We start from the raw sequence: 24,515 nt of genomic DNA on the forward strand, positions 1-24,515 counted from the left end.
GAACACCGAACCGGCCGGAGCGTTGTACTGGGTGTCGGTACGGCGGTGCCCCCGGGCCTCACCCCTTGCCTTCACGGAATACCGGTAACGCAGGAGCCGTGTCGTGCCTTCCGCCGCGAGGCGGCCCCCGTACCGGCCCCAAAACCCCCGCTCCCTCCCGGGCCTCCCCCGTGCGCCCGGGCGGGAGCGGACCTACGGCACGATCGAGTCGACGTACCCGCCGTCGACCCGCACCGCCGCGCCGGTGGTCGCCGAGGCGAACGGGGAACTCAGGTACACCACCAGGTTCGCGATCTCCTCGGGCTCGATCAGCCGCTGCAGCAACGACTGCGGCCGGTGCTCCTTCATGAACTCGCGCTGGGCCTCTTCCCACGGCAGGTCCTTGTCGACCAGCTCGTAGACGAAGTCCTCGACGCCGCCCGTGTGCGTCGGCCCCGCGATCACGGCGTTGACCGTGACGCCGGTGCCGGCCGCGTGCTTGGCGAACCCGCGCGACACCCCGAGCAGCGCCGTCTTCGACACGCCGTAGTGGATCATCTCGGCCGGGATCACGACCGCGGAATCGCTGGCGATGTACTGGATCCGGCCCCAGCCGCGCCCGGTCATCCCGGGCAGGTAGGCGCGGGTGAGCCGCACCGCGGCCAGGACGTTGACCTCGAAGTAGCGCCGCCAGTCGGCGTCGGTGATGTCGAGGGGCTCCTGGGCGCCGAAGATGCCGAGGTTGTTGACCAGGATGTCGGCGTCCGGCACCTCTTCGACGACCTGGGCCGCGCCGGCCTCGTCCGAGACGTCGCCCGGGGCCGGCACCAGGTCGGCGTCCGGCTGGTCCTCCTTCAGGCGCGCGATGGCCTTCGCGACCCCCGTCTCGCTCCGGCCGTTGATCGCGACCCGCGCGCCCGCGGCGGCGAGGCCCGCCGCGATCGCCGAGCCGATGCCCTGGGTGGACCCGGTGACCAGGGCCGTCTTCCCGCTGAGGTCGACCCGCATCGTGAAAACCCTTTCTCGCGTCGGCCGTTCCCCCGGCCGATTCAAGCACAGGCGCCCGGTGCGCACCGGCTGGAAATCCGGTTGCCCCGCCGGGCCCGCGGCTACACCATCTGCGCATGACCTCTTACCGCACGCCGCTCCTGCCGACCGTCGCCGCGACCACCGCGCCGGTCCAGCAGCAGCCGGGCCGCCGCCGGAGGTCGATCACCCCAGCGCCGTGACGGGCGCGCTGCTCGCCGGCCTGCTGGCCGGCTACGGCATCGCGATCCCGGTCGGCGCCGTCGCCACCTACCTCGTCGCCCTCACCGCCCGCACGTCGCTGCGGACCGGGTTAGCCGCGGCGCTCGGCGTCGCGACGGCCGACGGCGTGTACGCGCTGGTCGCGGTGCTCGGCGGCGCCGCCATCGCGGGGGTGATCGCGCCGATCGCGGAGCCGTTGCGGCTGGTGTCGGCCGCGATCCTGGTCGTGCTGGCGGTCCGCGGCGCCGTGTCCGCGCTGCGCTCGCACCGCGCCCCGACCACCCGGCCCGTGACCCCGCTCGCGCCCGGCCGCGCCTACGTCAGCCTGCTCGGCATCACGCTGGTGAACCCGACGACGGTCGTCTACTTCGCCGCTCTGGTCGTCGGTGATCGCGCCGGGGACGCGGTCTCGGTGCTCGAACAGGTCGTGTTCGTGCTCGCGGCGTTCGCCGCCTCGGCGAGCTGGCAAGCACTGCTGGCCGGCGGCGGAGCGTTGCTCGGGCGCGTCCTCACCGGACCGCGGGGCCGGCTGGTGACGGCGCTCGCCTCCAGTGCGGTGATCACCGCGCTGGCCGTCCGGCTTGTCCTGTCTTGAGTGGAAAACCGTTGCGGTGTAACGGTTTGCCCGGTTCACGGCCGCACGGACGAAGACGTTCGGCGGCCGGTTCCGCGGCTAGCGTGGGAGGGACGCGGACGGGAGGCGGCCATGACCATGCCGATGGGGACGATGTCCGGCTGGGACGTCGCGGGGGCGACGCTGCTCGTGCTCTGGGCGCTGGCCATGGGGGGCGCGGTCGGGGTGCTGGCGTACGCGAACCGCGGGCCGGTGCGGCCGTGGGTGTACCGCGGCTCGGTCGCGGTGATCGGCGTCGGCGTGCTCGGCCAGCTCGGGCACGTCCAGGAGCACGTCGCCCAGGTCGGCTACTGGCTCGGCCACCCGGACGCGCCGGCGTGGATGACGCCGTGGGGCACCGGGCTCGCGGACGGCCTGCAGATGCTGCTCCCCGGCCGCAAGACGTTCGGGATGGAGCTGCTGCACCTGACCGGCAACTTCATCTTCCTCGCCGGGCTCGCCGGGGTCGTGGTGATCACGCGGCGGGCGCCGACGACCCGCGCCCGCCGCTGGGCGAAGATGGGCGTGTGGATGCAGGGCCTGCACGGGCTCGAGCACCTGGTCCTCACGGTGTCCGTGGCGTTCGGGTCGCGCGCGATCGGCCTCTCGACGTTCTTCGGCCTGGTGGACCCGGGTCCCGGCCTGACCACCTACCGCGTGTGGTGGCACTTCGTCGCGAACGTCGTGGGCTCGGTCGTCTTCGGGCTCGCGCTGTACCACCTGTGGCGCGAACGCCGCGAGGTCCGCGCCACCTTCTTCCTCCGTCCGGTGCCCGTCGTCACCGAGCGGGCGGCGTAGTGCACGTCAGCGTCGGCAGCGCCCAGTCCGCGTGGTCGTTGCCGTTGCCGTCGCCGCCGTCGGCCACCAGCAGGTCCAGGACCTGGGCCCCGGTGACGTCGACGTCGATCGGCACCGCCGCCTGGCCACCGCGGACCACCGGTGTCGTCACCTTCGTGGTCCCGTCCACCGAGACGCTGAAGCCGACGCTGCCGCCGGTGCCCGTTTCGCCGTCCACGCCGACCGACGCCGTCAGGCGGGTGCAGGCGCCCGCCAGGTAGAGCTGGACGTCGCTCGCCGCGTGGGCACCGAGGCCCTTCGCGTACGCCACTCCGCCGATCGTCATCGGCTTTCCGTCGCCCGCGTTCGCCTCGCCGTTGCTCGTGTCCCGCTCGACGGGACCCCAGCCGTTGGTCGCCGTCAGGAACGGCAGGGTGCTCACCGCCACCTCGCCCGCGGGTGGCGCCGGCGGCACCGCGCCGACGATCCGCTCGTCCGAGGCCGACCCCGGCCGTCCGGTCTGCCGGTAGGCCACCGTGAGCTTCAGCGCGGCGGTGTCCACAGTGGAGGGAGCGGTGACGGGCCAGGTGAAGGTCGCCGCCCGGCCGCCGTCGACCTTCGCCACCGAAGGCGGGGACGCCGGTCCGACGCTCCACCCGGCCGGCGCGGTGAGCACCGGCTTGACGTCGAACGCCGGCGGCGCGCCCGCGGCCACCCGGACCGTCGCCGAGGCGGTGAACCGCTGCCCGCCCGACGCGGTGTCCGGCGCGGTCAGCGCCACGGTCGTCGCCGGTGCGGCCGGCATCGCGTACCGCGCGGGGTCGAAGCCCGGCGAGGCGTTCTGCCGCACGGTGAGCGGCGAACGGTAGCTGCCGTAGTTCGTCCACGCGATCTTGCCGAGGCCGCCGGTGCTGCCGTCCAGGTTCCACACCGCGACGGCGATCGTGTTGTGGCCGTTCGGGTTCAGGACACCGTTCGGGATCGGGAAGCTGTGCTGCGGCCCGAGGTAGTTGACGTACTGCCCGAGCTGCCAGCCGTTGACGAAGATGAGCGCACGGTACTGCCGCGCGGGGTCGTCGGTGATGGTCAGGCCGAGCGAGGTGTCCTGGCCGCGCGGCAGGTCGAGGTCCGCCGTGGTGCGGTACCACGAGACGCCCGGTGTCGTGTCCTTCGCCGGCAACGACGTCGAAGCCCAGTTCCGGTCGGGGAAGCCGGGCAGCGACCAGCCCGCGCGCTCGCCGTACAGGCCGCCGGTGTTGAGCGGGCCGCGGACCGGGTCGAGCCCGGTCTCGCCGCCGCCGCGGACGCCCTGCAGCCGCCAGGTCACCGACGTCAGCGGCGCTCCGGTCAGCCGCGCGGAGGTCAGCCCGCGCGCGGCTTTGTTGCCGTTGTTCGCGCCGTAGTCTTCTTCGTGGCCCATGTTCACGGTCAGCACGGAGACCTGGTTCTCGCCCGGCTTCAGCGAACCCGCCGGGAACGGGAAGGTGTGCTGAGGGTCCGTCGAGCTGCCGAGGAAGATACCGTTGAGCCACGCCGAAAACGCGCCGGCCGGGCCGCCGCTCTGGCTCGACAGCGTGATCCCGGTCTGCTTGCCGTCGGCGGTGAACCGGCCGCGGTACCAGGTGTTGCCCGTGTGGAAGCCGTAGTCGTCGGCGAAGAGCACGGGTTTCGTGCCGAGCGCCGTCGAGCTGTTGGTGGTGTCCTTGTCGGCCACCGGCCACGCCGAGTCGTCGAAGCCGGGCTGGCTTTCCGGCGACTCCTGCTGGTGCTTCCAGCCGGTCAACGCGGGCAGCGTCACCGGTTTCGCGGTCGGCGCGGTGGCGGTCAGGCTGCCGCTCGACGTCGGCCAGGTCTGGACACGGGAACCGTTCCACGACAATGACTTCTCGGCCGCGAAGACCTCGAACGCACCGTCGGCGCCGGTGTCGCCGGTCAGGTTCAGGGTGCCGTGGTCGTCGGCCGCGGTGCGCACCAGGTGCGTGCCGCGGACCAGCACCGGGCCCGCCGCGGTGTCCTGGCGCCAGAAGGTCGCCGCCGTCGCCTTGTCCGCGAGCAGCAGGAGCAGCGGCCGCGCGCCGGGAGCGGTGACGAGCAAGCGCGTCAGGCCGTCGTGGGTGTAGTTCAGCCGCAGGTCACCGCGGCTCGCGTCCCATGTCGACGTTGCGGCACCACCGAGGACCTGCACGGTCGGCTGCTTCGCGAACCGCAGGACGGTCTCGCCCGGACCGCCCTTGTCTCCGTAGAGGACGGCGAGGTCGCGGCCGCCGATCGTCGCGTTCGTCATGATTTCCGACGTCGAGTACTGCATCCGCGTCTGTCCGAGGTCGTACCCGGCGACGACGATCTTCGACTGGCGGCCGTTCAGGGTGATCCCGGTGCCGGGCTGCTGCGGGACGACCGGGTAGTAGTCGCCGCTGCCGGTCAGGAGGTCGACGGCGTCCACGACGACGAACGGGCCGGTCGCGTTCGTGTTCTGCTGCCCGGTGACGACGATCTTGAGCGTGTGCGCGCCGGCGGGCAGGCCGCGGACCTCGTAGCCGGTGACCTGGTTCTGCTTGCTGGCAGCGTAGAGGTCGACGGTGCTGACCTTCGCGTCGTCGAGGTAGACGTCGGCGATGCCGTGGTTGCCGTCCTTCGACGTCACCCAACGGATGCCGGTGCCGGTGAAGGGGATGCTGACGCTGTCGCCGGTGGCCTCGGAGAACGACTCGGTGTGCTGGTAGTCGCCGCCGGTGTAGTTCACCTCGGGCCCGACGTGGCTCCACGTCCCGGTGTAGCCGACCTCGGCGGCGCGGTCGTCGTAGGTGTAGCCGGCGTGCGCGGCGAGGTCGAGCGCCAGCGTCGTGGTGTTCGTGGCGGTCGACGTCGAGTCGGTGTGGCGCAGGGTGTGGAACTGCGTGCGGGTGTCGGGGTTGATCCGGGCGGTATCGGTGAGCGCCGGGTCGGTCAGCGGCGCTTGGGCGAGCCCGTCGGTCTTGGTCAACGGCGTGACGGCCTGGGTGAAGTAGCCGATCAGCTTGTCTTCGTCGTACTTCGGGTCGAACTGGCGGCCTTCGGTGATCGCGGCGCCGTAGTCGTAGGAAGTGTAGTTCTGCGGGATGGCGCTCCAGCCCCAGGACGTGCCGCCGTGCAGCATGTAGAAACTCTGGCCGGTGGCGCCGACCGCGATGTTCTGCTTGTAGAAGACGTTCGCGAACTGGTCGTTGATCAGCTGCGCGCACTTCTCGTAGCCGGGACCGCCCCACGGGTCGAAGGCGCCGCCCTGGAACTCCGCGGTGATCAGCGGCTTGCCGGGGACGTGGTCGTAGCTGATGTCGGGGACGCCGTTCCAGTGGGTGGGGTTGGAGCAGTCGAAGCCCTGCGGGTAGGAGTCGGCGGCGTCGACGTCGAGCGCGGCTTCGCCGGCGTTGAAGGTGCCGTTGTTGTTGCCCACCAAGGGAACCGTGATGCCGTCGGCGCGGGCTTTGTCCTCGAGGTGCTTCATGTAGGCGCGGCCGTCGGCGTTGCCGTTGTAGTACTCGTTTTCGACCTGGTAGGCCAGGACGCTGCCGGTGCCGTTGGTGAGCTGGTGGCGGGCGATGATGCGGTCGATCTGCGTCTGCCACTCGTCGGAGTACTTCAGGTAGACGGGGTCGGCGCTGCGGGTGTGGCCGGGGGTCGTGGAGAGCCAGGTCGGGAAACCGCCGCCGTCGACCTCGGCGTTGATGTAGGGCCCGGGCCGCGCGATGACGTAGAGCCCGGCCCGCTCGGCCATGTCGAGGAGCTTGTCGAGGTCGCGGACGCCGGTGAAATCGTAGACGCCCTGGCGCGGCGAGTGGTAGCCCCAGTCGAAGTAGAGGGAGGTCGCGTTGAAGCCGGCGGCCTTCATCTTCTGGAAGATGTCGAGCCAGAGGTCGGGGCTGGGCAGGCGGTAGGAGTGGAACTCGCCGGACCAGAGGTAGGTGCGGTTGCCGTCGACGAGGAAGGAGTAGCCGTCGTAGGTGACGGTGTGGGCGGCCGGTTTCGGCGGCGGCGCGGCGGTGGCTTGCGGGACGGTGACCCCGACGAAGGCGAGCACGGCGACGAGCAGGGTCCGGACGGCGGCACGCATGCGGGGACCTCCAGGAACGACACTGAACCGAACACGATCCTTTGCCGATCACACAGAAGCGGTCAAGATACAACACCGGGATGGATCAGTGCCTCGGTCGTGTTAGCGCTAACACAACCCCGGCCTCCCGCCCCCGATGGAGCAGCTGCCTCGACCCACGAAGCCGACCGTCGCAGCCTCCCCGCCCGGCCGACGCCAATCAGGAACACTCCGCGCCCGTCGATCGCCCTCTCGGCTGCCGTCCAAGATCGACGCAATGGCGAATCCGCGCGCCTTTCTTTCGAGCCTCTCCGGAGTATCATGGTTCCACATGGAGGTCACGGCCAGAGTCAAATGTGTGCGCATCGACGTTCCAGGGTTGCGTCAATATCTATTTTCCTTGCTGACCAGCTTGTGGTTTCTTCGGGACCAGCTCGAGGACGACCGGGCGCAAAGCGAGCTTCACCACCTGATGAAGCGAATCGCGAGGCTGATTCTGCTCTTGGACGAGGACGATCAATCGAGCGGCAAAGTCAGCGAGACCGGAGCATCCACGTGGCTGACCGAAGTCACCCGGATGCGGCCTGGATCTTGCAAACCTGCATCGAAAGACCGAGAAGTTTCTGCGTTCTGCCTGCGCTTGACCCCGGCAACTCAAGCTGGCAGCAAACCCGACGAGTCTTCGACCAGATCGACACAGCGCGCCCCGGAACCCGCGATACGGCGACAGAGGAAAAGTGCCACGCCGAACGACGACGTGCTCGTGTTGATCGAAGAATCGAGGTCCGAGTATCGCCCACCATGGACTTTGCCGTCGGCGTCGATGGGACCGGAATCTCGTTCGGTGACGTCCACCAGGCGACATCACGTGAAGGACAATGCCACTTTCCTGTCCAATGTTGTATATAGTGGACTCGACCCGGCCTGGGCAACAGTGACCGCACAACAAGCGACTGCACTACTGCCAGGTAACAGTACCGGACAAGCTGGCGTAAAACGCAGCCGCTGTGCCACATTCGCCGATGGTTTGAGTTCCCTTCAGCCGGGCTGGGCCGACGGGATGTCGTGGGCGTTGAACACGTTCTTCGGGATCAGTCCGTTCTGGTCCGACCTCATCGGTGATCTTCTCTCGCGAGTCTTCTTGGCGCCGCTCCACCTCCCGCAGATCGCCCTCGCAGCTCGAGTGGTCGACGTCGTAGTACCTCCGCCACGTACCGCCGCACGCGGGTCTCGGCGAGCGCTCTATGAGACGGCGATGAGAGAGCTGGCCCTCTTGGCCATCGATGACATCACGGCCGATTTCGCGGGCAAGGGTCACCATGGTCGTGGTCGGCTGGTGCCCGGTCCGTCGATGTGACAGGACGAACTCATCCAGCGTTTCGCCACGCCGGAAAGGGGGCGGGTCAGCGGGGGCCGGTGCTCTCCCGGACGATCAGCTCGGCCGGCACCAGGTGGCGCGCGCCGGTGTCGCCGCCCGCCATGCGGTTCTCCAGGAGCCCGAACGTCCTGCGGCCGACCTCGATGAAGTCCTGGCGGACCGTCGTCAGCGGCGGGGTGAAGTACGCCGCCTCGGGGACGTCGTCGAAGCCCGCCACCTGGACGTCCTCCGGGACGCGGATGCCGGCCTCCGTGAACGCGCGCAGCAGGCCCAGCGCCATCTGGTCGTTGGCCGAGAACACCGCCTTGAGCCCGCGCTTGCCGACGAGCGCGCGGCCGGCTTCGTAGCCCGACCGCGGGCTCCAGTCGCCGCGCACGACCGCCGGGACCCGCAGGCCGCGTCGCTCCAGGGTTTCGCGCCAGCCGCGTTCGCGGTCGCGGGCCTCCAGCCAGTCTTCCGGGCCGGCGAGGTGCCAGACGGTCTTGTGCCCCAGGGCGAGCAGGTGCTCGGTGGCGCGGCGGGCGCCGTCGTACTGGTCGACCGAGATCACCGGCACCGGCGCCGACTCGCCGCCGCCGACCGCGACCACCGGGATGTCGCCCGGCACCGCCGCCAGCGCGCGCCCGGCCGTCACGTGCGGCGCGATCACGACGATCCCCTCGACCGCCTGGCGCCGCAGGCTTTCCACGGCGTCGCCGATGGAGGTCCGGCCCGGCCGCGTGACGCTGCAGATCGCGACGCCGTACCCGGCCTCGCGCGCGGCGTTTTCGATGCCGTACAGGGTGCTCGCCGGCCCGTAGAGGTTCGACTCCAGCGCGACGACGCCGAGGGTGCCCGACCGCCCGGTGACCAGCGTCCGCGCGGCGGTGTTGGGCCGGTACCCGAGCTTGTGCACGGCGGCGAGCACCCGTTCACGGGTTTCGGGGCGCACGGGCCCGCTCTCGTTGACCACCCGCGAGACGGTCATGTGCGAGACCCCGGCCATGCCGGCGACGTCGGCCAGGCTGGGCTGCCGCGGCCCCGGGGCCGTCGTCCTGACCTGTTCCCCCGGCTTCGCCCGGTCCACCACCCTGGCCCCCTTCACCTCGCGCCGCTTCACCACCGGGAAGACCGTACCGCCGAAGCGGGCGTCCACGACGGACGCCGGGCGCGTCAGGACCGGCCGAGCCGCCACCACGACCCGCGCGCGAGCGGCCGGGCAACGTCTTGAACGAGTCATTCAGGACCTCCGAAGACCTGAATGACTCATTCAAGACACCACCGCGCGGCGCGTCAGGACCGGCCGAGCCGCGCCCGGGTCGCCGACGCGGCGCTCGGCTGCGCGGTCCGGCGCTTCGAAGTCGTCTCCGGCGGCGCGGAGGTGGCCGTCGTCGCGACGCTCGTCGTCAACACCGGCGCCACCGGCGGCGCGGCCGGCGCCGGCGGCCGGACCGCCGCGGCCACGACCAGCATCGCCACCACCACACCCGCGCACGTCCCGGCCAGCAGCAGCGCGCCTCGCGACTCCATATCCCCTGTTGTCCGCACCCACCGCCGCTGTTCGCCCCGGAGAGCCGGATGTGGCCTGCGTCTCATCCGCACGGGCGCCCGGGGACGCGGGCGGCGGGTCGCGACAACCAGTAGCGTGACCAGAATCGTGGAACGGCTCGACCGGCCCGACCTCGCCGCCAGGGATCCGAAAGAGGTCTTCTCGCGGCTCTTCGACGAGTACGCCCATCCCCTGCGCGGGTACCTCGCGGGCCGGGTGGGCGTGCACGCCGCCGACGACCTCGTGGCCGAAACCTTCGTCGTCGCGCTGCGCAGACGCGCCAGCTACGACCCGGAGAAAGCGCCCATTCGCGGCTGGCTCTACGGGATCGCCACCAACCTGCTGCGCAACCACCTGCGTCAAGAGGTGCGCGGCTTCCAGCTGACGGCGAAGGCCGGCGCCGAAGAGCGTCCGGAAGAGAACCACGACACGGCGGTGGCCGGCCGGGTCGACGCCGCCGCGCGCCTGCGCGTCCTGGCCGGGCAGCTCGCCGCGTTGTCCGAACAGGACCGTGACGTCCTGCTGCTGACGTCCTGGGCCGGCCTCGAACCCGCCGAAGTCGCCGAAGCGCTCGGCGTACCCGCCAGCACCGTGCGGTCGCGCCTGCACCGCGTCCGCCACCGCCTCCAGGCCCTGCTCGTCCCCACCGAGGAGAACCCCCATGCGTGAGCTCGACGAAACCCTCGAGCTGCTCCACCGCGACGCCCGCACCGCGCCGGCCGACCTGTCCGCCGCCCGGGCGCGGCTGATGGCCGAGCTGGATGCCGCACCCACCGTCGTCCCGCTGCGGCCGAAGCGGTCCCGCCGCTGGATCGCCGTGCCCGTCGCCGCGGCCGTGGCCGGGGTCGTCACGGTGGCCGTCGTCGTCCAGACCGGCTCGGCGCCGGCGCCGGACGTCCCGCGGGCCGCGCCGCCCACCACCGAATCGACCGTGAACCCGACCGCGAACTGGCCCGACATCAAGCTGATGTCGGCGGCGCAGGTGCTCAACCGGGCCGCCGACCTCAGCGTCGGCGCCACCGACCAGCCCGTCGGCCCCGGCCAGTTCCGCTTCGTCGCCGAGCACACGTGGGTGCAGCGCGGCGTCCAGACCGGCGACGCGACCGGGTACACGTACCTGTGGGAGCAGCAGGTCGATCGCTGGATCCCGGCCGACCCGCACGACGTCTGGCAGGAGAACCGCAAGATCCTGAACACCGGGAGGTTCCTGGGCGGCTCGGTGCCGCAGTCCCAGGCGCCGGTGCCCGAGGTGACGGACACCGACCAGGGCCAGTGGCAGGGCCGCTGCGGCGACTTCTTCCCGAAGTCCAAGTCGGCCAAGAAGTGCGACGACCCGGCCGACTGGGACAGCCCGGCGTTCTACGCGAAGCTGCCGCGCGACCCGGCGGCGCTGTACGCGAAGCTGCAGGCGCTGACGTCGAACCGCGGCTCGACGCCCCGGGTGATGTTCCACTACGGCATCGAGATCCTCCGCGCCGGGATGATGCCGGCCGAGCTGCGCGCGCAGTGGTACCGCGCGCTGGCGAAGATCCCCGGCATGACCGTGCTGGCGGCGGAGGCGAACCTCGACGGCCGCACCGGCGTCGCTCTCGGCCTCGACGACCGCCACGAGATCCGCCAGCTGATCGTCGACCCGGTGACCGGGCAGTTCATCGGCGAGCGCCAGGTCGCGGGCGCGGAGCCGGACGAGGCGTGGATCAAGCCGGGCACGGAGATCGGCGCGAGCGCGATCACGACCGGCGTCGCCACCCGGCTCGGCGCGGAGCCTGCCAAGTAGCGGGCCGTGTTAGCGTCGGGTGGTGGTGGCAGTCCTGCTGCTGGCGGTGCCGGTCGGCGTCTTCATCGGCGCGATCGGCATCGGCGGCGTTCTCCTGCCGCCCGCGCTGACCTGGCTCGCCGGGCTCGACGTCCACGCGGCGGCCGGCACCAGCAGCTGGGCCTTCCTGTTCACCGGCGTCGTCGGCACCGCGGCGTACGCCCGGCACCAGGCGATGCCGTGGCGCTTCGGCGGGTGGCTCACGCTCGGCGCGGCCCCCGCCGCGGCGGCCGGCGCCCTGGTGAACGGCGTCGTCCCGGCGACGGCGCTCTGGCTGTTCCTCGCCCTGGTGACCGCCGGTTCCGGCGCGTTCAACCTGTGGGGGCGCCCGCGGGAATCCCGTGAACTACCCGCCCCGGCGGCCGTCGCGGTCGGCGCGGCCGTCGGGTTCGGGTCGGCGCTGACCGGCACGGGCGGACCCGTCCTGCTCGTCCCGGCGCTGCTGGCCCTCGGCGTCCCCGCGTTGACGACGATCGCCGCCGGGCAGCTGATCCAGCTCCCGCTGGTGGGCTTCGCGACGCTCGGCTACGCGGCGCACGGGTCCGTCCACTTCGGACTCGGCAGCGTCCTGGGTGTGCTGGCGGGCGCGGGCACCCTGCTCGGGACGCGGCTGGCGAGGAGACTGCGCGGCCGGAGCCTCCACCGCGTCGCCTCGGCGGCCCTGGTCGGCTTCGGCGCGTTCCTGCTCGTCCTCGCCGTCCGCGGCTGACCTCAGGCCGGCGCGAGACGCACGCAGCAGTAACCCGGCCGTGGATCCAGCCGGGCCCGCAGCCGCCGGTCCCCCGCCCCGTCGAGCAGGCCCTCGACCAACCCCAGGTTCATCTCGCAGACGAGCCGCGTGTGCGTCCGGGCCAGCCGCTGGAACGGGCAGTTGCCGAGCAGCACCCCGTCACCCTCGACGCGCGGCTCGAACCCGTGCTCCTCCAGCGCGGCGACGATGTCCGAAGTGGCCAGTCCGGCACCGTGCTCGCGGGCGCGGCGCGTCAGGATGTCGCGCGCCGGACCACCCGTCTCGTCGGCTTCCTCGATCGCCGACGCGAGGAGCTCGCCGGCCAGCTCGTAGTGCCGCTCCGGCACCGAGACGCTCACCTGGCGGTCCGACCGGCGGTAGAGCTTGGCGGGCCGGCCCGCGCCCGGTCCGGTGCGGCCGCTGCGGCGCTCGTACTCGACGACCAGCAGCTGCTCCTCCACCAGGCGGTCCAGGTGGAAGGCGACCGTCGCGCGGGGCACGGCGAGCGCCGCGGCGACGTCGTCGCGGCTGACCGGCTCCGGGCGCCGGACGACGTACTCGTACAGCCGGCGGCGCGTCGGCTCGTCGAGCGCCGCCACCGCGGCCAGCGCGCCGGCCTGGGACTTGTGCATCCGAGCACTCTAAAACAAACAATCGTTGACGAAAACCCCCGCGGGCTTCTAACGTCGGCTCGTCTTGGTTTTAGAAGGAGGCCTCCCGTGACCGTCGAACCCGTCAGCGAACCGGTGCCGCTGCGGCACCTGGGCGTCGTCCACGACCGCGACGCGATGGACCTGCCCGCGGCGGAACGCGCGGTCGCCGACCTGCTGCGCGCCCTGGGCAAGGACCCGTCGTCCGTGCACCTGGGCGACACGCCGCGGCGGGTGGCCAACGCGTATGCGGAAATGCTGAAGCCGCGCGACTTCCAGCTCACGACGTTCCCGAACGACGAGGGCTACGACGAGCTCGTGCTCGCGAAGAGCATCCCGGTGCAGTCGCTGTGCGAGCACCACCTGCTGCCCTTCCGCGGCGTCGCGCACGTCGGGTACCTCCCCGGCGAGCGGATCCTCGGGCTGTCGAAGCTCGCCCGCGTCGTCGAGATGTTCGCGCGGGACCTGCAGGTGCAGGAGCGGCTGACCAAGCAGGTCGCCGACTGGCTGCAGGAGCACCTCGCGCCCAAGGGCGTCGGCGTCGTGATCGAAGCCGAGCACCTGTGCATGTCGCTGCGCGGCGTGCGGGCCGCCGGCGCGCTCACCGTGACGTCGTCGCTGCACGGCCTGCTGCGCGAGGAACCCAAGACGCGGCAGGAGTTCTTCGCGCTGACCGGGGTGAGTGCCTGATGGACGCGTTCGTCATCGTCGGCGCCGGGTTGGCCGGCGCGAAGGCCGCGGAAACGCTGCGAGCGGAAGGGTTCGCCGGGCGCGTCGTACTCGTCGGCGCGGAGCCGGACCTGCCCTACGAACGCCCGCCGCTGTCCAAGGGGTACCTGCTCGGCCAGGACGACCGCGCGTCGGTCTTCGTGCACGACGAGAAGTGGTACGCGGGCCAAGGCATCGAGGTGCTGACCGGCCGGCGCGTCACGGTCCTGGACCGCGCGGCCCACGAGATCGAGCTGGCGGGCGGCGAACGCCTCGGCTACACGAAGCTGCTGCTGGCGACCGGGGCGTCGCCGCGGCGGCTGCGGGTGCCGGGCAACGACCTCGAGGGCGTCCACTACCTGCGCCGGCTCGCCCACGCCGACCGGCTGCGCGACGCGCTGGCCGCGGGCGGCCGGGTCGTCGTGGCGGGCGCGGGCTGGATCGGCCTGGAAACCGCGGCGGCGGCCCGGACCTACGGCTGCGAAGTGACGATCGTCGAGCCCAGCCCCTCGCCGCTGCACGCGACGCTCGGGCCGGAGCTGGGCGGGTTCTTCGCCGACCTGCACCGCCGCCACGGCGTCGACCTGCGGCTCGGCACCGGCGTGACGGGCTTCGCGGGCGACACCTCGGTGACCGCGGTGCAGACCGAAGCCGGCGAGATCCCGGCCGACGTGGTGATCGTCGGCATCGGCGCGCGGCCCGAGACGCGGCTGGCCGAGGAAGCCGGGCTGGCGGTCGACGACGGCGTCTGCGTCGACGCCTCCCTGCGCACCGAAGACCCGGACGTGTTCGCCGCGGGCGACGTCGCGAGTGCCTGGCACCCGGGCTACGACCGCCGTATCCGCGTGGAGCACTGGGCGGCGGCCACGAACGGCGGCCCGGCGGCGGCACTGTCGATGCTGGGGCGCGAAGTGGTCTACGACGACCTGCCGTACTTCTTCTCCGACCAGTACGACGCCGGCATGGAGTTCACCGGCTGGTTCCCGCCCGGCGGGTACGACCGCGTGGTGACCCGCGGGTCGGACGAGGCGTTCCACGCGTTCTGGCTCGCGGGCGGCCGGGTGGTCGCCGGCCTGCACGTCAACCAGTGGGACGAAGGCCTCGACGCGGTCCGCGAGCTGATCCGCAGTGGCCGGACGGTCGACCCGGACGCCCTCGCCGACCCCGCCCGTCCCCTCCCGAGCTAGCCGCGCCGGCTACGAGGTCGTGAGTGAGAAACAGTGTTCCAACACTGTTTCTCACTCACGACCGTCAGTTGTCGCGGCGGTGGCGTCCGCCTCGGGAGCCGGCGATCGCCCGGACCCGCAGGGCCAGGTCGCCCCGGCGCGAGCGGCGGGCGTACTCCAGCAACGCCTCCGCCTGCTCCTCCGGCAGCCACCCCTCCTCGGCCCCGACTTCGAGGCACAGCAGGTGCCCCACCAGCTCGCGCGACTCGACGTCGTTTTCGCCCGCCAGCTCGGCGAACCGGCGGGCCGCTTCGGCTTCGCCGTCGCACCACGCCGTCATGGCCAGGAGCGTCGCCGTCGCCGTCAGGATGTCGCCGCGGTGGACGCCTCCCTCCGCCGCCAGGTGCTCCGCGAGCTGGAAGCTGCGCGTGCCGACGCCGCCGGCCCCTTCGCTGCGCACGGCTCTCGCCAGTGCCCGGATCTGCTGCGTGACGTAGTCCCCGCTCGACATCCCCGACATGCTGTCCCCTCTGTCGCGCACGACAATTCGTGCGTCACCCGTCAGGTGTATCGCATCGGCGGCCAGATACGTCGGATGCCCCACGGGTTTGCGCCGAGTGGGCGTGCGATCAGCTTGAACGGCCGCCGTCGGCGTGTCGCTGCGACAGGTACACCGCCGCCGAGGTGCGCCGCTCGACCCCGAGCTTGTGCAGCACCGACGACACGTAGTTCTTCACCGTCTTCTCCGCGAGGAACAGCCGCTCGGCGATCTGCCGGTTGGTCAGTCCTTCCGCGACCAGGTCCAGCACCCGCCGTTCCTGCGGGCTGAGCTGCTCGTACCGCGGGTCCGGCGCCGCCACGTCCGCGCCGCGCAGCTTGTTCATGACCGACGCGGTCAGCGTCGCGTCCAGCAGCGAGCCGCCGACGGCGACCGTCCGGACGGCGTCCACGAGCGACCGGCCCGACACCTGCTTCAGCATGTACCCGGCCGCGCCCGCCATGATCGCGCCGAAGAGCGCGTCGTCGTCCGAATAGGACGTCAGCATCAGGCACGCGGGCGGCGGCGCGACCGTCGAGCGGATCTCGCGGCACACCTCGACGCCCTGGCCGTCGGGCAGCCGGACGTCGAGGATCGCCACGTCCGGGCGGGACTGCGGGATCCGGACCAGCGCCTCGGCAGCGGTCGCCGCTTCGCCGACCACTTCGATGTCCACCTCGGACTCGAAGACGGTCTTCAGCCCGGTGCGGACCAGCTCGTGGTCGTCCAGGAGGAACACCGAGATCGTCATCGCCCACTCCCCTGCTCGCCGGCGCGCGCCGGCAGCTCCGCGGTCCATTCCAAACGCGAGCCGCCGCCCTCGGCGGCCGTCAGCCCGCAGGTCCCGCCCCACCGTGCCGCGCGGGCGGCCAGGTTGCCCAGCCCGCTCACCCGGCCCGGCCCCGGCGGTGGCGGGCCCGTCCCGTCGTCGCGCACGGCCAGGGTCAGCCGCCGGCCGGCGGTGTCCACGGTCACCTCGACCGAACACGACTTCGCCGCGGCGTGCCGCGCCACGTTCGTCAGCGCTTCGCGCAGCGACGCGATCAGGTCGGACCGGACGGCGTCCGGCACCGCCGCGTCGAGCGGCCCGTCGAAGCCGACGCGCGGCTCGAAGCCCAGCGTGTCGCGCGCGTCGACGGCCACCCGCAGCAGCTCCGCGCGCAGGCTGCCCTGCGCCTGGGTGGGCGCCTGCAGCGAAAAGATGCTGTTGCGGATCTCGCGGATCGTGCCGTCGAGGTCCTGGGCGAACCCGGCGACGCGCCCGGCGACCGCCGGCTCCGCGATCAGCCTGCTGACGCCTTCCAGCCCGAGCCCGGTGGCGAACAGCCGCTGGATGACCAGGTCGTGCAGGTCGCGGGCGATCCGGTCGCGGTCCTCGAACACCGCCAGCTGCTGGCGCGCGTCCTGGGCCCGGGAGAATTCGACCGCGAGCGCGGCGTGGCCGGCGAAGGTTTCGGCGAGCTGGACCTCGGCTTCGGTGAACGGCGTCTTGTCGCGGAACTTCGCGACCACCAGCACACCCAGCGTCTCCTCGCCGACGATCAGCGGCACCGAGATCGCCGAGTCCAGGTCCTTGACCACGGCCGGCATCGGCCCGGCGCGGTCGCGCTGCTGCTCCTGCACGCGGTCGCCGTAGTCGCGCACGACGACCGGACGGCGGGTGGTGAACGCGACCCCGGTGGCGGTGCCCTCGGTCGGCACGGTCAGCCCGGTCAGCCGGTCGGCGTCCTCACCCGGCGGTTCGACGACGTCGAAGACGAGCTGCCCCGGCCCGTCCGGCAGCGCGATCGCGCCGGCGGTGCCGCCGGCCACGACGCGTGCGCGTTCGGCGATCAGCTGCAGCGTCGCGTGCAGGTCCTTCGTGGCGAGCAGCGCCCGCGTGACGTCGTAGGAGGCCTCGAGCCAGCGTTCGCGGCGGCGCATCTGGTCGACGAGGACGGCCTTGTCGACAGCCATCGCGGTCGCCGCGGCGAGCGCGCCCAGCACTTCCCGTTCGCGGGGACCGAATTCGCGGCCGGCGGCCGGTTCGACCACGAACGTGCCGAAGGTCTTCGGCCCGGCGCGCACCGGCAGCTCGACCGCGCCGGTGCCGCCCGCCCGGCCGTACTCGGCGACCCCGCCTTCGGGACCGGTCAGCTCGACGCGGCCGTGCCGGGCGCCGACCAGATCGCAGACGACCGCCACGGCGGTGTCCAGCACCGCCGGCACCGCCAGCTCCCGCGCGATCCCGGCCACCGCGGCCAGGATCGCCGGCATGCCGATTTCGTCCGCCACTACCCGCCGACCCCGTGTCCGTCCGATCCCGAGGGTGTCCTCGGGCCGTCAAGGGTCCCACAGGCGACTGCCCGCGCCGGCCCAATCCGGTTCGTCCATCCGGTGGGTCGATCGGCGGAGTGGCTTTGTTACTCGGCGTGGCAGCTGATGCGGTGACCGGAGATGGCCTCGACGGGGATCCGCAGGAACCGGCGGCCGGTCAAGGCCGGGCACGGGCACAGGCAGGCGAGGCCGGCGTCGCCCGCCGTCGACTCGGTGGCGCGCCCCAGCAGGCTGACGTACCACCCGGCGCCGAAGTCGGCGGCGAAGTCGTCGGCTTCGAAGGCCACGACGGCGTCGCGCGCGCCCGCGTAGAGGGGACTGCCGGTCGGGACGGCGAACACGACGGCGTCGTCGACGACCGAGAACCGCACCGGGCGGACCGCCGGCATGGCCCGGTGGGTGAAGATCACCCGGCCGAGGCTGGCCGTCCGAAGCAAGGCGAGGCACTGCTGCCGGTCGAGCAGCAGTCCGAAGCCCACGTCGTCCACCATCGCGTTCCCTGTGTTTCTCCCTGTGGAAAATCCCCGGCCACCAGCGTGATCGTCGAGCCGGGAACGCCGATAGGGCCGTTCGGCCCGGCCACCGCCGCGCCGGCCCGGCACGCACGGCGGACGGCCGGGCACCAGGGCCGGAAGACCCGGGTCGCGGCGGTCGCCCGGCCGGTGTCGCGACCACGCGGGGTGACCTAGCGTCGTGACGGTCCGTCGCCGACGAGAGGTGAGATCGATGCCGCCGCAGTCCGCCGCGGGCGAACCCGCGACGTTCGGCCTCGACCCGGCGCTGGTCCGGTCCGCGATGGCCGGCAACCGCGCCGCGGTCGCCGGGGTGCTGCGCGCGCTGCGGCCGATGGTGTTCCGCTACTGCCTGGGCCGGCTCGGCACGTGGCAGGACGGGTCGTCCGACGCCGAGGACTGCGCGCAGGACGTCCTGCTGGCGGTGGTCGGCGCGCTGCCCGGGTACCGCTACGAGGCCGACGGCTTCCTGCCGTTCGTGTTCGGCATCGCCGCGCACAAGGTGTCCGACTTCCACCGCCGCCGGGCGCGCGACCGCACCAGCCCGGTGGCCGAGCTGCCCGCCGACCGCTGGACCGGCCCGGACCCCACGGGCGACGAGGTCGAGCGCGCCGCCGGCCTGGACTGGTCGGAGGGGCTGCTCGACACGCTTCCGCCGCGGCAGCGGGAAATCCTGGTGCTGCGCATCATCCTGGGCCTCTCGGCCGAGGAGACGGCGGCGGCGGTCGGGCTGAGCAGCGCGGGCGCGGTCCGGGTGGCCCAGCACCGCGCGCTCACGACGCTGCGGCGCGGGCTGCTGGCCCAAAAGCACGAAGCGTCCTGAGAACGGGTGGGTCCGGGCCGCCGGATCGAGGGACTTGGCCTTCTCCGATCCGGCGTTCCCGACGGGGTGGCCGTGCGACCATGCCCCGGTGCCGCCACTGCTGATCGTCGTCGGCGGGCTGCCCGCCACCGGCAAGACCACCGTCGCCGCGGAAGCCGCCCGCCGCACCGGGTTCTCGTTCCTGCGGGTCGACACGGTGGAGCAGGCCATCGTCCGCACGACTTCGCTGGCGCAGCCGCTCGGGCCGGTCGGGTACGTCGTCGCCCAGGACGTCGCCGCCGACCTGCTGCGCACCGGCGTGAGCGTGATCGCCGAATGCGTGAACCCGCTCGCCGTCACGCGCGACGCCTGGCGGGACACCGGGCTTCGCCAGGGCGCGCACGTGCTGGAAACCGAGATCGTCTGTTCCGACCCCGCGGAACACCGGCGCCGCGCGGAAACCCGCGACGTCGGCATCCCCGGGCTGGTCCCGCCGACCTGGGCGGAGATCGCCGGCCGTGAGTACGAGCCGTGGACTCGCGACCGCCTCGTCGTCGACACCGCCCGGCTGCCGGCCGGCGAGGCGGCGGCGGTCATCGTGGCAGCGGCGCGGGTTCGTCGTTGACGCTCTCCAGCCGCAGGCCGGTCGTGCGCGGGCCGAGCACCGCCACGTCCAGCGCGACCACCACCAGCGCCCCCGCGACGACCGCGAACAGCGTCGTCGGTCCGTGCGCGTTCAGCAGCGGCACCAGCACGAACGGCATCGCGCCGCTGGCCAGCCGCGAAAGCGAATAGGTACCGCTGGACGCCGTCGAGCGCAGGGCCGTCGGGAAGATCTCGGCCTGGTAGATGTGGTAGGCGTTCGAGAACACGTTGCTGGTCGCGGTGTAGAGGAAGCCGAACACGAGGATCAGCGCCATCGAATCCGCGTAGCCGAAGGCGATGCCGAACACCGCCATCGCCAGCACCGAGCCGACGACGAGGTACTTCCGTTCGACGCGTTCCACGATCGGCAGCGACAGCGCCGACCCGACCGGGTAGCCGAGGTAGGTCAGCGCGGCGAACAGCAGCGACTGCGAGACGGCGTACCCCTTGGCGGCCAGCACCAGCGGCACGAGCGTGCCGAAGCCGTAGTAGCCGAGCGTCTGCAGCACGTGGAAGACGACCATCATCCCGGTGCGGCGGCGCAGAGCGGCGCCGAACAGCTCGCGCACCGGCGCGCCGGCACGCTTGCGGGTGGTGCCGCGCGGCGGGGCCGGCGTTGCGTCGACGGTCCCGCGGGCTTCGGCTTCCATGCCCGCCACCAGGTGCTCGGCCTCCTCGGTGCGGCCGACGGACTCCAGCCACCGCGGCGACTCGGGCAGACCGCGCCGCAGCAGGAACACCGCGCCCGCGCCGAGCGCGCCGATCACGAACAGCCAGCGCCAGCCGGCGATGCCGAGGACCTCGTGCTCGGTCAGGCCGCGGGCGAGGAAGCCGACGACCGGGAAGCCGCAGAACGCGAGCGTGTACGCCCAGGCGATGAACCGGCCGCGCTTGCGGGCCGGCAGCAGGTCGGTGAGGTAGGTGTCGGCCAGCGGCGGCTCGGCACCCAGGCCGATGCCCGCGAAGAACCGCGTCACCAGCAGCATCAGCGCGCTGCCGCTGAACGCGCCGAGCAGCGAGAAGAGCGAGTAGAGCCCGAGGTTGAGCAGGAACGCGCCGCGGCGGCCGAACCGGTCGGCGAGGCGGCCGAGCAGCAGGGCGCCGAAGAACATGCCGACGAACGTCGACGCCAGCAGCGGCGGCAGCTCCGCCTTGGTGAGCGAGAACTCCTTCACCAGCACCGAGCTGAGCACGCCGGTCAGGAAGACCTCGTAGAAGTCGAAGAAGAGGCCGAGCCCGACGGCGACGGTGGCCCGGCGGTGCGTGCGGGTGATGGGCAGCCGGTCGAGCCGGCCCGCGATCGTGCCGGTGTCCGGCACGGCGGCGTCGGGGATGTTCGCCATCCGTCGTCTCCTTTGACTTCTCCACTATGTGGTTGGCCGACTCATAATGTGACGGCAGCCGCGCGGAGTCAAGGACGGACACACCCGGGTCCGGACGCGTCAACGGGCAACAAGGCAGTGTCGGGCACGAACCGGACAGCCGGCCGGATCAGAGAGCGGCGACGCGCTCCACGCCGGGCCGGTACCCGAGCCGCTCCGAGGCGCGGCGCCCGGCTTCGACGACGATCGGAGCCAGCCTCGGCACGTCGGCCGGGGTGAACCGCTGGGTCGGCGCGCCGACCCCGATCACCGCGCTGACCTCGCCGTTCAGCCCGAACACCGGCGCGCTCAGCGACGCCGCGCCGAGGTCGCGTTCCTCGAAGCTCACCGCGTAGCCGGCCTCGCGGATCTGCCCGAGCTGCTCCGACAGCAGGTCGATGTCGACGACCGTGCGCGGGGTGAACCGGGCCAGGCCGTGGCCGATCGCGTCCTTGACCGCCAGCTTGTCCCAGGCCAGGAACACCTTCCCGGCCGAACCGGCGTGCAGCGGCATCACCATGCCGACGACGAACAGCCGAACCACCGGGTGCCGGGACTCCGCCAGTGAAATGACCGTGCGGTACGCGCCGTCGCGGACGTACAGGCAGGCCGTCTCGCCCGTTTCGTCGCGCAGCTGCTGCAGCACCGGCCGGGTCAGCCGGACCAGGTCGAGGCCGAACGTCCCCGGCGCCGCCCACCGGACCAGGCCGAGCCCGACGCGGTAGGTGTCGTCGTAGCGGTCGAGGAACCCTTCGCGCACCAGGTTGTGCACCAGCCGCTGGCAGGTGCTCGCCGGCAGGCCGGTCGACCGGGTGATCTGCTGCAGCGTCAGCTCGGGGTTGTCGATCGTGAACGACTCGAGGATCTGCTTGAACTTGCTCAGCACCAGCACCGGCGTCGTGCCGCTGCGTTCTTCCTCTGCCATCGCCCCGCCCCGTGCCGTGGTGTGCCGCACAGTCTATCCAGCCTCCGCGCTGTTGACTCTTTGACACTCGCCCGTATTCTGGGTTTGCAACTCACATAGTGGTTTGGAGTCGGGCATGAGTGAGCAAACCGGTCCTCTCGCCGGCATCCGGGTGGTCGAACTGGGCGGCTTCATCGCCGCGCCGACCGCCGGCCGGCTGCTGGCGGACTTCGGCGCCGACGTCGTCAAGGTCGAGCGCCCCGGCACCGGTGACGAGCTCCGGCGCTGGCGGCTGCACGACGGCGACACATCTCTGCTGTTCCGCGCGCTCGGCCGCAACAAGCGCTCGGTGACCGTCGACCTGCGCCGTCCCGAAGGCCAGGACCTCGTCCGCGCGCTCGCCGCGCGCAGCGACGTCCTCCTGGAGAACTTCCGGCCCGGCACCCTCGAACGCTGGGGCCTCGGCCCGGACGAGCTGCGGGCGCTCAACCCGCGGCTGGTCGTCGTGCGCGTCTCCGGCTACGGCCAAACCGGCCCCTACCGCGACCGGCCCGGCTTCGGCGGCGTCGCCGAGGCGATCGGCGGCCTGCGCGCGCTCACCGGCTACCCCGACCGGCCGCCGACGCGGGTCGGGGTCAGCCTCGCCGACTCCGTCGCCGGGCTCTACGCGGTGATCGGCGCGCTGATGGGCCTGCTCCGCCGCGAGCGCGAGCCGGGCGCGAACCCCGGCGAAGTGGTCGACGTCGCGCTGTACGAAGCCGTCTATTCGCTGATGGAGTCGCTGCTCCCGGACTACGACGCGTTCGGCGTCACGCGCGAGCCGGCCGGCTCCGCGCTGCCCGGGGTGGCGCCGTCCAACACCTACCGGTGCGCCGACGGCAAGTACATCGTGGTCAGCGGCAACGGCGACGCGATCTTCCGCCGCCTCATGCACGCCGTCGGTCGCGCCGACCTGGCCGGCGACCCGCGGTTCGCGGACAACGCCGGCCGGGTCGCCCACGCCGCTCTGCTCGACGACGCCATCGGCGCGTGGACGGCGACGCTGACCCAGGAGGCCGCCGAGGCGGTGCTGCGCGCGGCGTCCGTCCCGTGTGGACCGATCCTGACCGCCGCCGACATCGCGAAGGACCCGCACTTCGAGGCGCGCGGCATGCACGAGCGGCACCGGGTGCCCGGCCACGAGGGCGAAGTCACCTTCCCCGGCATCGTGCCGGCGCTGACCGAGCGGCCCGGCCGGACCCGCGCCCTCGGGCCGGAGCTGGGCGAACACACCGAGGCCGTGCTCGCCGAGCTCGGCGTCACCGGCGAGGCGGTCACCCGTCTCCGCGAGTCTGGAGTGATCTGATGACCGAAGTCCTCCTCACCGAGGTCGTGCTGCGCGACGGCCTGCAGGACGAGCCGATCACCGTGCCGTCGCACGAAAAGGTGCGGCTCGCGCGCGGGCTCGTCGACGCCGGCGTGCGGTCGCTCGAGGTCGGGTCGTTCGTCTCCGCGCGCCGGGTGCCGCAGATGGCCGACACCGGCGAAGTGCTGAAGACGCTGCTGGACGCCCCGGCCGTCCTGCACACCCTCGTCTTCACCGAACGCGGCGCGCGCCAGGCCATCGAGGCCGGCGCCCGCTCGGTGCGGCTGGTCGTCTCGGCCAGCGACGGGCACAGCGTCGCCAACGCGGGCGTCCCGACGGACGCGGCACTCGACCGCCTGGCCGCGTGCGCCGCACTGCTCACGGAAGCCGGCGTGGCCGTCGAAGCTTCGGTGGCGACGGCGTTCGTGTGCCCGTTCGACGGCGACACCGACCCCGACCGCACCGCCGACGTGGCCGCCCGCCTGGGCGAGCTGGGCGCGCGGGTCGTCCACCTCGCCGACACGATCGGCGCGGCCCGGCCGGGCCAGCTGCGCGCGACCGTCGCCGCGGTGCGCGACGAGCTGCCGGACGTCCCGCTGGGCCTGCACCTGCACAACACGTACGGCCGCGCGGCGGCCAACGCGTGGGAAGGGCTGACGCTCGGCATCCGCCGCTTCGACGCGGCGCTGGGCGGCCTCGGCGGCTGCCCGTTCGCACCGGGGGCGTCGGGCAACGTGGCGACGGACGACCTGGTCGACTTCTTCCACCGCGAAGGCATCGCGACGGGCATCGACGTGGACAAACTGGCGGCGCTGCGCGACCAGGTGGGTATCGCGGTCGGCCACCGGTTGGATTCGGCACTCGCGGCGATTCCCGCGGTGCCGGCGGCGCTGCGCTGACAAGTCCGCCGCGGCATTCGATCGATGGGCATTCTCGAGGTCTCACCCAGGGATACGTACGGGGGTTCAGGTCGGTTCAAAGTTTTTCACCACAGTCCCGGGAGCTGGACAAAGCCCCGGTCAGGGGCCCAGGATGGCCGCACACCCGAGCAAGCCGGAGAGGGACACGCGCGGCGATCCAGCGTGATCCAGTCGCGGGCCGTCGCGCCCGCTTTTTCGGCGTCCGCCATTCTTCGTCGATTTCTCCCACGTTTTCGCGACTGCACACGACTACGCAGACGAGAACCCGGAATGACGGCTCGTAATTGCCGGAAATCTCTTCTTGCCCGGTGTCAAACCCCGGTGTAGCTTCCATCACGGAACGATAACCAGCCGGTTGACGGCGTGGCCACGGGCAGGTGGCCGCGCACCCACCGATGTCGGGTCGGTGGCCGGTGTGGGGATCGTTCCGTCCCCGCCGACGCAGTACCTGGTGGGTACGAGCCTGGGCTCGCACCGCCAGTGTCGCGCGTTCCCGCCAGCCCGACACCC

General features: G+C 72.3%; 23 protein-coding genes. 12 read left to right on the top strand and 11 right to left on the bottom strand.

From position 1 onward, the window contains the following. Positions 1-192: 192 nt before the first annotated feature. Positions 193-987, bottom strand: a complete 795-nt coding sequence (locus tag ACIQWX_RS23655) for an SDR family NAD(P)-dependent oxidoreductase (protein ID WP_086682798.1) — start codon at positions 985-987, stop codon at positions 193-195. Between the two features lie 217 nt (positions 988-1,204). On the opposite strand from ACIQWX_RS23655, the gene ACIQWX_RS23660 reads away from it, so the two are divergent. Both ACIQWX_RS23660 and ACIQWX_RS23665 read left to right on the top strand, forming a co-directional pair. Continuing rightward, entirely contained in the window at positions 1,205-1,822 is a 618-nt protein-coding gene (locus tag ACIQWX_RS23660) for a LysE/ArgO family amino acid transporter (protein ID WP_400874776.1), read from the top strand. Positions 1,823-1,933: 111 nt separating this feature from the next. Further along, entirely contained in the window at positions 1,934-2,638 is a 705-nt protein-coding gene (locus ACIQWX_RS23665) for a DUF6008 family protein (RefSeq protein WP_400874779.1), read from the top strand. Here the strand turns inward: ACIQWX_RS23665 and ACIQWX_RS23670 are convergent. Further along, positions 2,619-6,707: a beta-galactosidase gene (locus ACIQWX_RS23670; protein ID WP_400874782.1), complete on the bottom strand. Its 4,089-nt coding sequence runs from the start codon at positions 6,705-6,707 to the stop codon at positions 2,619-2,621. The genes ACIQWX_RS23665 and ACIQWX_RS23670 overlap by 20 nt on opposite strands. Positions 6,708-7,044: 337 nt before the next feature. Between ACIQWX_RS23670 and ACIQWX_RS23675 the strand changes: the two genes are divergently transcribed. Continuing rightward, positions 7,045-8,043, top strand: coding sequence for a hypothetical protein (locus tag ACIQWX_RS23675; protein WP_400874784.1), 999 nt, complete (start codon positions 7,045-7,047; stop codon positions 8,041-8,043). A 46-nt stretch (positions 8,044-8,089) separates the two neighbouring features. On the opposite strand, the gene ACIQWX_RS23680 is transcribed toward ACIQWX_RS23675, so the two are convergent. Continuing rightward, positions 8,090-9,133, bottom strand: coding sequence for a LacI family DNA-binding transcriptional regulator (locus ACIQWX_RS23680; RefSeq protein ID WP_400875877.1), 1,044 nt, complete (start codon positions 9,131-9,133; stop codon positions 8,090-8,092). Positions 9,134-9,336: 203 nt separating this feature from the next. Continuing rightward, positions 9,337-9,573, bottom strand: a complete 237-nt coding sequence (locus ACIQWX_RS23685) for a hypothetical protein (protein ID WP_400874787.1) — start codon at positions 9,571-9,573, stop codon at positions 9,337-9,339. A 115-nt stretch (positions 9,574-9,688) separates the two neighbouring features. On the opposite strand from ACIQWX_RS23685, the gene ACIQWX_RS23690 reads away from it, so the two are divergent. The 3 genes from ACIQWX_RS23690 to ACIQWX_RS23700 are packed head-to-tail and all read left to right on the top strand — an operon-like array spanning position 9,689 to position 12,117. Continuing rightward, positions 9,689-10,261 (top strand): RNA polymerase sigma factor, encoded by a 573-nt coding sequence (locus ACIQWX_RS23690; protein ID WP_400874790.1) that lies wholly within the window; start codon positions 9,689-9,691, stop codon positions 10,259-10,261. Beyond that, complete coding sequence (locus ACIQWX_RS23695; RefSeq protein WP_400874793.1) at positions 10,254-11,369, top strand: CU044_5270 family protein; 1,116 nt, start codon at positions 10,254-10,256, stop codon at positions 11,367-11,369. The genes ACIQWX_RS23690 and ACIQWX_RS23695 overlap by 8 nt, the downstream gene beginning before the upstream one ends. A 22-nt stretch (positions 11,370-11,391) precedes the next feature. After that, positions 11,392-12,117 carry a sulfite exporter TauE/SafE family protein gene (locus ACIQWX_RS23700; RefSeq protein WP_400874796.1) on the top strand — a complete coding sequence of 242 codons (726 nt, stop codon included), beginning with the start codon at positions 11,392-11,394 and terminating at the stop codon, positions 12,115-12,117. 2 nt (positions 12,118-12,119) lie between these two features. Here the strand turns inward: ACIQWX_RS23700 and ACIQWX_RS23705 are convergent, their stop codons facing one another. Continuing rightward, on the bottom strand, positions 12,120-12,770 hold the full coding sequence (locus tag ACIQWX_RS23705) for a helix-turn-helix transcriptional regulator (protein WP_400874799.1): 651 nt from the start codon (positions 12,768-12,770) through the stop codon (positions 12,120-12,122). Positions 12,771-12,857: 87 nt separating this feature from the next. Here ACIQWX_RS23705 and folE point away from each other — a divergent pair, with 87 nt between their 5' ends. Both folE and ACIQWX_RS23715 read left to right on the top strand, forming a co-directional pair. Next, a complete protein-coding gene (folE, locus tag ACIQWX_RS23710; protein WP_400874802.1) occupies positions 12,858-13,478 on the top strand; it encodes a GTP cyclohydrolase I FolE in 621 nt (206 codons plus the stop codon). Beyond that, positions 13,478-14,683 (top strand): NAD(P)/FAD-dependent oxidoreductase, encoded by a 1,206-nt coding sequence (locus tag ACIQWX_RS23715; protein WP_400874805.1) that lies wholly within the window; start codon positions 13,478-13,480, stop codon positions 14,681-14,683. The genes folE and ACIQWX_RS23715 overlap by 1 nt, the downstream gene beginning before the upstream one ends. A gap of 64 nt (positions 14,684-14,747) precedes the next feature. Here the strand turns inward: ACIQWX_RS23715 and ACIQWX_RS23720 are convergent, their stop codons facing one another. The 4 genes from ACIQWX_RS23720 to ACIQWX_RS23735 all read right to left on the bottom strand — a co-directional run bounded on the left by ACIQWX_RS23720 (position 14,748) and on the right by ACIQWX_RS23735 (position 18,007). After that, complete coding sequence (locus ACIQWX_RS23720) at positions 14,748-15,173, bottom strand: hypothetical protein (protein ID WP_400874808.1); 426 nt, start codon at positions 15,171-15,173, stop codon at positions 14,748-14,750. Between the two features lie 118 nt (positions 15,174-15,291). After that, positions 15,292-15,951, bottom strand: a complete 660-nt coding sequence (locus tag ACIQWX_RS23725; RefSeq protein WP_400874811.1) for a response regulator — start codon at positions 15,949-15,951, stop codon at positions 15,292-15,294. Continuing rightward, the gene (locus ACIQWX_RS23730) at positions 15,948-17,456 is read right to left on the bottom strand and encodes a GAF domain-containing sensor histidine kinase (protein ID WP_400875880.1); all 1,509 of its coding nucleotides are present in this window, start codon (positions 17,454-17,456) and stop codon (positions 15,948-15,950) included. Before ACIQWX_RS23730 ends, ACIQWX_RS23725 begins: the two co-directional genes overlap by 4 nt. Before the next feature lie 146 nt (positions 17,457-17,602). Next, positions 17,603-18,007 carry a pyridoxamine 5'-phosphate oxidase family protein gene (locus tag ACIQWX_RS23735; RefSeq protein ID WP_400874814.1) on the bottom strand — a complete coding sequence of 135 codons (405 nt, stop codon included), beginning with the start codon at positions 18,005-18,007 and terminating at the stop codon, positions 17,603-17,605. A 235-nt stretch (positions 18,008-18,242) separates the two neighbouring features. Here ACIQWX_RS23735 and ACIQWX_RS23740 point away from each other — a divergent pair, with 235 nt between their 5' ends. Both ACIQWX_RS23740 and ACIQWX_RS23745 read left to right on the top strand, forming a co-directional pair. Beyond that, complete coding sequence (locus ACIQWX_RS23740) at positions 18,243-18,851, top strand: sigma-70 family RNA polymerase sigma factor (protein WP_400874817.1); 609 nt, start codon at positions 18,243-18,245, stop codon at positions 18,849-18,851. A gap of 88 nt (positions 18,852-18,939) precedes the next feature. Beyond that, positions 18,940-19,455 carry an AAA family ATPase gene (locus ACIQWX_RS23745; RefSeq protein ID WP_400874819.1) on the top strand — a complete coding sequence of 172 codons (516 nt, stop codon included), beginning with the start codon at positions 18,940-18,942 and terminating at the stop codon, positions 19,453-19,455. Here ACIQWX_RS23745 and ACIQWX_RS23750 read toward each other — a convergent pair. Together ACIQWX_RS23750 and ACIQWX_RS23755 are read right to left on the bottom strand one after the other, a co-directional pair. Next, positions 19,424-20,818, bottom strand: coding sequence for an MFS transporter (locus ACIQWX_RS23750; RefSeq protein WP_400874821.1), 1,395 nt, complete (start codon positions 20,816-20,818; stop codon positions 19,424-19,426). The genes ACIQWX_RS23745 and ACIQWX_RS23750 overlap by 32 nt on opposite strands. A 148-nt stretch (positions 20,819-20,966) precedes the next feature. Next, a complete protein-coding gene (locus tag ACIQWX_RS23755; RefSeq protein WP_400874823.1) occupies positions 20,967-21,761 on the bottom strand; it encodes an IclR family transcriptional regulator in 795 nt (264 codons plus the stop codon). Between the two features lie 115 nt (positions 21,762-21,876). Here ACIQWX_RS23755 and ACIQWX_RS23760 point away from each other — a divergent pair, with 115 nt between their 5' ends. Both ACIQWX_RS23760 and ACIQWX_RS23765 read left to right on the top strand, forming a co-directional pair. Continuing rightward, positions 21,877-23,085: a CaiB/BaiF CoA transferase family protein gene (locus ACIQWX_RS23760; protein WP_400874825.1), complete on the top strand. Its 1,209-nt coding sequence runs from the start codon at positions 21,877-21,879 to the stop codon at positions 23,083-23,085. After that, positions 23,085-23,984, top strand: coding sequence for a hydroxymethylglutaryl-CoA lyase (locus ACIQWX_RS23765; protein WP_400874826.1), 900 nt, complete (start codon positions 23,085-23,087; stop codon positions 23,982-23,984). Before ACIQWX_RS23760 ends, ACIQWX_RS23765 begins: the two co-directional genes overlap by 1 nt. The last annotated feature ends 531 nt before the right edge of the window (positions 23,985-24,515 follow it).

The organism is Amycolatopsis sp. NPDC098790 (assembly GCF_044759945.1).
Taxonomy (GTDB): domain Bacteria; phylum Actinomycetota; class Actinomycetes; order Mycobacteriales; family Pseudonocardiaceae; genus Amycolatopsis.